At 69.8% G+C, this 7,734-nt stretch carries 7 protein-coding genes; 5 read left to right on the top strand and 2 right to left on the bottom strand.

All coding sequences use genetic code 11. The features are described 5' to 3' along the window. Positions 1-193: hypothetical protein (locus tag RDU12_RS09690; RefSeq protein WP_374990208.1), on the bottom strand; the 193-nt coding region annotated here is incomplete at its 3' end. Between the two features lie 102 nt (positions 194-295). Between RDU12_RS09690 and RDU12_RS09685 the strand changes: the two genes are divergently transcribed. Together RDU12_RS09685 and RDU12_RS09680 are read left to right on the top strand one after the other, a co-directional pair. After that, positions 296-1,324: a mechanosensitive ion channel family protein gene (locus RDU12_RS09685; protein ID WP_300293243.1), complete on the top strand. Its 1,029-nt coding sequence runs from the start codon at positions 296-298 to the stop codon at positions 1,322-1,324. 90 nt (positions 1,325-1,414) lie between these two features. Further along, positions 1,415-1,612: a hypothetical protein gene (locus tag RDU12_RS09680; protein ID WP_300293245.1), complete on the top strand. Its 198-nt coding sequence runs from the start codon at positions 1,415-1,417 to the stop codon at positions 1,610-1,612. A gap of 11 nt (positions 1,613-1,623) precedes the next feature. On the opposite strand, the gene RDU12_RS09675 is transcribed toward RDU12_RS09680, so the two are convergent. Then, on the bottom strand, positions 1,624-2,403 hold the full coding sequence (locus RDU12_RS09675) for an isocitrate lyase/phosphoenolpyruvate mutase family protein (protein ID WP_308684521.1): 780 nt from the start codon (positions 2,401-2,403) through the stop codon (positions 1,624-1,626). Between the two features lie 215 nt (positions 2,404-2,618). Between RDU12_RS09675 and RDU12_RS09670 the strand changes: the two genes are divergently transcribed. The 3 genes from RDU12_RS09670 (at position 2,619) to uvrB (ending at position 7,564) form a co-directional block, all read left to right on the top strand. Next, complete coding sequence (locus tag RDU12_RS09670) at positions 2,619-4,892, top strand: TonB-dependent receptor domain-containing protein (protein ID WP_300289810.1); 2,274 nt, start codon at positions 2,619-2,621, stop codon at positions 4,890-4,892. Positions 4,893-4,970: 78 nt separating this feature from the next. Continuing rightward, a complete protein-coding gene (locus RDU12_RS09665; RefSeq protein WP_300289809.1) occupies positions 4,971-5,168 on the top strand; it encodes a hypothetical protein in 198 nt (65 codons plus the stop codon). A gap of 59 nt (positions 5,169-5,227) precedes the next feature. Further along, on the top strand, positions 5,228-7,564 hold the full coding sequence (gene uvrB / locus RDU12_RS09660) for an excinuclease ABC subunit UvrB (RefSeq protein ID WP_300289808.1): 2,337 nt from the start codon (positions 5,228-5,230) through the stop codon (positions 7,562-7,564). Positions 7,565-7,734: the final 170 nt, after the last annotated feature.

The raw sequence follows: 7,734 nt of genomic DNA, 5'->3' as shown, positions 1-7,734 counted from the left end.
TGCGCGCCAGGGCCGCCGGGGCCGCGCCGTCCGCCAGCGCCGCCGCCGGATACTCGCGCCGCATCGCCTTGATCAGCCCGTCGCCGAACGACAGGCCGCGCAGCACCCCGCCGTCGTCACAGGCCAGCGCCAGCGGACCGATCGGACTGTCCACCCACGACAGGGTCAGGGCAGGGGGCGGAGATCGCGTCATGACGCCATACTGCACCCGACCGGCCGCCGGGGCTCGCGGTTTTCGGCTCCGGTCGCCGCGGCCTGATCGGAACCTTCACCGTACCGGACGCGCTCCCCATCCATGTTCGACTTCATCGCGCTGGACGCCGATCCCCTGTTTCGCCTCGGCGGCGCCCCCGTCACCCTCGGCGGCGTGGCGACCGGGATCGTGGTCTTCCTGGTCGCCTGGGCCCTGTCGCGACTGGTCGGCCGCAGCCTGGGCCGGCTGCGCGAGCGCTCCGGCCGCAGCGCCGGCGCCCTGTATGTGCTGGAGAAGATGGCCAGCTACGGCCTGATCGTCTTCGGCGCCTTCGCGGCCCTGTCGGCGGCCGGGCTCAACCTGTCCTCGCTGGCGGTGTTCGCCGGCGCCATCGGCATCGGCGTCGGTCTCGGCCTTCAGGGCGTGGTCAAGGAGTTCGTCTCCGGCCTGTTCCTGATCTTCGACCGCATGGTCTCGGTCGGCGACTATGTCGAACTGGAGGACGAGGTGCGCGGCGTCATCGCCGAGATCGGCCCGCGCGCCACCCGCATCCGCAACAACGACAACATCAACATCCTCGTCCCCAACTCGCGCTTCATCGAGGGCCGGGTGATCAACTGGACGCTCAAGGGCGACACCCGCCGCATCCACATTCCCTTCTCCGTCGCCTATGGCGCCAGACGCTCGGAGGTGCGCGAGGCGGTGCTGGAGGCGGCCCGCGCCAGTCCCTTCACCCTGCCCGAGACCGAAACCCGCAAGAGCCAGGTCTGGCTGGTCGGCTTCGGCGAGAGCGGGCTGGATTTCGAACTGCTCGTCTGGCCGACGCGCGAGGCGGTCAAACGGCCCGCCGCCATGCACGCCGCCTACACCTGGGCCATCGCCGACGCCCTCGACGACGCCGGCATCGAGATCCCCTTCCCGCAGACCGACCTGCGCATCCGCAGCGTCTTCGGCCACGAGGGCGAGGACGCGCTGGAAACCCTCGGCCTCCGTCACGGTCGTTCGCGCCCGCCGAACCCGTCCGCCCCGCCGCCCGCCGACCCCTCCCCAAAAGAGCCCCCCGTCAACGACGCCGCGGAGGATCTGATGACGCCGCCCGACCCGCTCGACGATGAGGAGGAGGCGGGCTGAGCCCGGCCCGGCCGTCGTATTGCCAGGTCTGGCGGCACGGCGCACAGTCCGGTTCGCGCTCACCCTCCGGCGCGTTCAGGAGCCTGTGTCATGGCCAGTCTGCGCGGCGCGATCCCCCTCTCCGCGCCCACCGTGCCGGTGTTCGGGACCGCCGTCTTCATCGCCCTGCTGGCGGTGCTGGCGCGCCTCCTCGGCATCGACATCCCGTGGGTCAGCGACCATGTCGTCGAGACCCTGCTGATCGCCTTCGCGGTGCTCAGCGCCGGAGTCCTGTTCCGGGGACTCTGACCGGCCGCGCCTCACGCCATGAGGGCGTTCATCTCCGACCACGGCAGCCCGCCCGCCATCATCGGCTCTGACGCTCCATCGACCAGGAAATCCCGGGCCAGGGCCGCGGCCCGGCCGTAGGCGGCGCTGGCCAGACCCGACCCGGCGCTCAGCCGCCTTACGCCCATGGCCTCCAGCCTCTTCGCTTCCGGCAGCCCCGGGTAAGCCAGCAGGTTCAGCGGCATGTCCGTCGCCGCGACCAGCGCCGCGATTCCGGCCTCGTCTGTCAGCCCGGGCGCGAACAGCCCGTCCGCCCCCGCCGCCCGGTAGATCGCGCCCCGCCGCGCCGCCTCGGCCACGCGCGTCCCCGCCTCGCCGACGCCCCTCAGCCACACGTCGCAACGGGCGTTGATGAACAACTCGGGGCCCACCGCCGCCCGGATGGCCGCGATCTTGGCCGCCAGCCCCTCGGGCGCGCCGCCGCCGTCTTCGATATTGATCCCCTGCGCCCCCGCCTCGACCACTGTCCGGGCCGAGGCCGCGACCTCGGCCGGATCATCGGAATAGCCGCCCTCGAAATCGACCGAGACCGGCAGCCCCTGCGCCGCCCGAACCACATCCCGCGTCGCCTGCACCACGCGCTCGACCGGCAGGGCGTCTCCGTCCGGCCAGCCCAGCGCCCAGGCCACGCCGGCGCTGGTCGTGGCGATCGCCTTCGCCCCCAGCGACCGCATCAGCGCCGCCGACCCTCCGTCCCAGGCGTTAGGCAGGATCAGCAGGCCGGATCGGTGCAGGTCGCGAAAGGCGGTCATGGGCGGGGTTCCGTAGAGTCGGAACCCTGCGCGACTGTCGCGGCATCGTCTCGCGGTTTTCGGACCGGATCAGACCGGCCGTTCCGCCCGGCTCCGCGACTGTTGCGTGCAGGACACGAGGCCATATTAAGAATGGGTCGCACTTGCAGGAGCCGGCGGCAGATGAGAGGGCTCGTTGATAGTCACTCGCATTTGCACGACCCGGAGCCTTCGCCTTGAACCGCACGCTGACGTCAGTCCTCGCCCTCGCTGTCTCGACCGCCGCCTCGTCGGTGCTCGCCGGAGAACCGCCCCGCGCGGCGGCGCCGACCCCGACGTGGGAGGATCCGGTCGTCCTCCGGCCGGTCGTCGTTGTCGGCTCGCGCGCCGAGGCTCGGGCCGTCGGCGGCTCGGCCACCTATCTGGACGAGGCGGCGCTCGAGACCTTCGCCTATTCCGACGTCAATCGCGTCCTCCGCCAGGCCCCGGGCGTGGTGCTCCAGGAAGAGGACGGCTTCGGCCTGCGGCCCAATATCGGCATCCGCGGCTCCGGGACCGATCGCTCGGCGCGGGTCGCCTTGATGGAGGATGGCGTCCTCATCGCCCCGGCGCCTTATGCTGCGCCCGCGGCCTACTATTTCCCCCGCCTCGCCCGCATGACCGGCGTCGAGGTCACCAAGGGCCCCGGGGCGATCAAATACGGCCCCCTGACCACGGGCGGCTCCGTCAACCTGACCTCGACCCCGATCGGCGGCGGCGCGGGCGAGGGCCTGGCCGGACGGGCCAGCCTGGTGGGCGGAGATTTCGGCGGCGTCCGCGCCCATGGGGCGATCGGCGGCTGGATCGAGGCCGGGCCCGACTGGCAGGTCGGCGGCCAGATCGAGCTCCTGCATGAACAGTCGGACGGTTTCAAACGCCTCGACAATGGGGGCTCCACCGGCTTCGATATCGATGACGCCGTCTTCCGGCTCGGCCTGCGCACCGCGCCGGGCGCTGGCATGGCCCAGGCCCTGTCCCTCAAATACCAGACCCTGACCGAGCGCTCGGACGAAACCTATCTCGGCCTCACCCTCGCCGACTTCGCCGCCGATCCCTACCGTCGCTACGCCGGCAGCCAGGTCGACGTCATGAATGTCGACCATGACACCCTTCAGCTGACCCACAGCCTCGACGTCTCCCCCTCGGTCAACCTGACCACCACGGCCTATCGTCACGACACGACCCGCGCCTGGTACAAGCTCAATGACGTGCGCAACGGCGCCGGGACCGGCTGGGTCGGGATCGCCACGGTGCTGGCCGATCCGGCGGCCCATCCGGTCTCCCTCGGCATCCTGCGCGGCGATCCCGGCGTGGTCAGCGGCGCCCAGGGCCTGCGCGTCCGCAACAACAACCGCGCCTATGTCTCCGAAGGGATCCAGTCGGTCGTGACCACCCGCTTCGATACGGGCGGCCTCAGCCATGCGCTGGAACTGTCGGCTCGCTACCACCAGGACAGCGAGGATCGGTTCCAGCGCGACGACGTCTACCGCATGGACGACGGCGCCATGACGCTGACCACGCGGGGTGTCGACGGGGCCCAGACCAACCGGGTCGGCGAGGCCGAGGCCTGGGCCTTCTTCGTCCGCGACACCCTCCGCGCCGGTCGCCTGACGGTGACCCCGGGCCTTCGCTATGAGTCCATCGACCTGCGCCGCATCGACTATCCGACCAGCCCGCCCGGACGCGACGCCCCGACCCGCGTGGTCGAGACCGGCTTCGACGTCTGGATCCCGGGCGTCGGCGCGACGTATCAGCTGACCGACAGCATTCTTCTGGTCGCCGGGGCCCATCGCGGCTTCGCCAACCCTGGCCCCGGCTCCGACGCCGATCCCGAGACCTCGTGGAACTATGAGGCCGGCCTGCGCTACGACGGCGCCGTCTCGCTGGAGGCCATCGCCTATCTCAACGACTACGACAATCTGCTGGGCAGCTGCACCGCCTCGACCGGCGGCGGCTGCGTCATCGGCGACCAGTTCTCCGGCGGTGCGGTCGAGGTGCGCGGTCTCGAGGTCACCGCCTCATGGGACGCCGGCGAGGCCTTCGGCCGCGGCTTCGGCGTACCGGTATCGCTGGTCTACACCCTCAGCGACGGCGAGTTCCAGACGAGCTTCAGCTCGGACTATGACCCCTGGGGCGTGGTCGCGGCGGGCGACGAACTGCCCTATCTGCCGCGCCACCAGCTGACCCTCAACGCCGGTCTCGACTTCGACCGCTGGAGCCTCGACGCCAGCGTCAATCGCGTCTCCGAGACCCGCGCCTCGGCCGGCTCCGGGCCGATCGCCGCCGGCGACCGGATCGACGCCCGCACCCTCGTCGACCTCGCCGCCACGGTCGAGCTCACCGACCGGGCGGCGTTGTTCGCCAGCGTCCAGAACGTCACCGACGAGGTCTATACCGCGGCCTTGTCCCCGGCCGGCGCCCGCCCCGGCGCCCCGCGTCTGGCCATGGCCGGGGTGCGGCTCCGCTTCTGACGGAACGAGCGGTCGGGCCCCGCGTTATGGCGAAGCTCGACCGCCGCATCTCGCCGCGTCACGCATCAGGATGCTCCCATGGCCCTTCGTCGCGCCGGTCTTCCGCTCACGGCTCCGTCCGTGCCCCTGTTCGCCATCGCCGTGATCCTCGCCGTCCTGGCCATGCTGGTCCAGTACGCCGGCGTCGACATCCCGGTGGTCAGCGAGCACGTCTTCAACACCCTGGCCGTCGCCTTCGCCGTCCTGACCGCCGGCGTCCTGCTGCGCGGCGTCTGACGCCCGCGGGGCGGCGCGCCCTCTAGCCGCCTGCCGCCCCGCACCCTACCTTGGCGTTCATGGCCCGTTCTCCCAGCAAATCCGGCAAGCCCGTCCATGTCCCCGGCCAGTCGGGCCTGGCGGAGGCCCCGGCGCCGTTCCTCTTCGACCCGGCGGCGGCGAAGAACCGCGCCCCGATGTTCGCCCCGGTCACCGGCCCGCGCCTGACGCCGGAAGAGGCCCCCGGCGCCCCAGCCGACTGGACCCCGCACCGCCCCGACCGTCCCGCCGGCCGCAAGCACATCCCCTTCCGGCTCGAGACCCGATACACCCCCGCCGGCGACCAGCCCGCCGCCATCGCCGAGCTCGTGGCCACGGCGAACACCGGCGAGCGCGATCAGGTCCTGCTCGGCGTCACCGGCTCGGGCAAGACCTTCACCATGGCCAAGGTCATCGAGGCGACCCAGCGCCCGGCCCTGATCCTCGCCCCCAACAAGACCCTCGCCGCCCAGCTCTATTCCGAGTTCAAGAGCTTCTTCCCCGACAACGCCGTCGAGTATTTCGTCAGCTACTACGACTACTATCAACCGGAAGCCTACGTCCCGAAGTCGGACACCTACATCGAGAAGGACAGCTCGGTGAACGAGCAGATCGACCGCATGCGCCACTCGGCGACGCGGGCGATCCTGGAGCGCGACGACGTCATCGTCGTGGCCAGCGTCAGCTGCATCTACGGCATCGGCTCGGTCGAGACCTACACCGCCATGACCTTCACCCTGAAGGTCGGCGACCAGATCGACGAGTCCAAGCTCCGCGCCGACCTGATCGCCCTGCAGTACAAGCGCAACGACGCCGCCTTCGAGCGCGGCATGTTCCGCAAGCGCGGCGACACCATCGAGATCTTCCCCGTCCACCAGGAAGACCGCGCCTGGCGCATCCAGCTGTTCGGCGACGAGCTGGAATCCATCCAGGAGTTCGACCCCCTGACCGGCAAGAAGACCGCCGACCTGACCGAGATCACCGTCTACGCCGCCAGCCACTACGTCACCCCCAGACCCTCGCTCAACCAGGCCATCACCGGCATCAAGGCCGAGCTCAAGGAGACGCTCGACTGGATGGTCGAGAACGGCAAGCTGCTGGAGGCCCAGCGCCTCGAGCAACGCGTGCGCTTCGATCTGGAGATGATGGAGGCCACCGGCTCCTGCGCCGGCATCGAGAACTACAGCCGCTGGCTGACCGGCCGCGCCCCGGGCGAGCCGCCGCCCACCTTCTTCGAATACATCCCCGACAACGCCCTGCTGTTCGTCGACGAGAGCCACGTCACCGTCGGCCAGATCAGCGGCATGTACCGCGGCGACTACCGCCGCAAATCCACCCTGGCCGAATACGGCTTCCGCCTGCCCAGCTGCATCGACAACCGCCCGCTCAAGTTCGACGAATGGGACGCCATGCGCCCCCAGACCGTCTTCGTCTCCGCCACCCCCGGCCCGTGGGAGATGGAGCGCACCGGCGGCGTCTTCACCGAACAGGTCATCCGCCCCACCGGCCTGATCGACCCCCCGGTCGAGATCCGCCCGGTCAGCGGGGACACCCGCAACCAGGTCGACGACGTCATCGACGAGGTCAAACAGGTCGCCCGCAACGGCTACCGCTCGCTCGTCACCGTCCTGACCAAGAAGATGGCCGAGGACCTGACCGAATACATGCACGAACAGGGCGTCCGCGTCCGCTACATGCACTCCGACGTCGACACCCTCGAGCGGATCGAGATCCTGCGCGACCTGCGCATGGGCGCCTTCGACGTCCTGATCGGCATCAACCTGCTGCGCGAGGGCCTCGACATCCCCGAGTGCGGCCTGGTCGCCATCCTCGACGCCGACAAGGAGGGCTTCCTGCGCTCCGAGACCTCGCTGATCCAGACCATCGGCCGCGCCGCCCGCAACGTCGACGGCCGCGTCATCCTCTACGCCGACCGCATGACCGGCTCGATGGAGCGCGCCATCGCCGAGACCAACCGCCGCCGCGAGAAGCAGGAGGCCTACAACGCCGAACACGGCATCACCCCGGAGTCGGTCAAGCGCGACATCCGCGAGATCATGGCCAGCCCCTATGAGTCCCGCGCCCTCGACAAGCTCACGGCCCCGGGCGTGGCCGAGGCGTCCAAACCCTTCGTGGGCAGCAATTTCCAGGCCGCCCTCAAGGACCTCGAAGGCCGCATGCGCAACGCCGCCGCCAACCTCGAATTCGAGGAAGCCGCCCGCCTGCGCGACGAGATCAAGCGCATGAAGCTGATGGACCTCGAGTTCGCCAATGAGGTGCTGACCGCCGAGGGGGAGACGGTCGACAAGTCCGCGCCGAAGCGCTGGCGGGCCGACGCGGCGGCGGAGAAGGCGGAGGCGTTCCGGAAGGGAAGGTAGGGGGGTGGAACTGGTCGCTAGCAGGGTCGCAGCCAACTAGCGGACGATCCTGCCTGTATTTGAGATTTAGAAAACGAAAATAGTTCTAAATATCGTCGTTGGAAAACATCGTCCATTCGAGAACTTCATCAATAATTATTTGACTCCAGCGCTCCGGATTCATTTTCGAC

Origin of the sequence: Brevundimonas sp. (genome assembly GCF_031082345.1) — a bacterium.
Taxonomy (GTDB): Bacteria; Pseudomonadota; Alphaproteobacteria; order Caulobacterales; family Caulobacteraceae; genus Brevundimonas.
The sequence above is the reverse complement of the archived record's forward strand: the minus strand, read 5'-3'. Positions and strand labels throughout refer to the sequence as shown.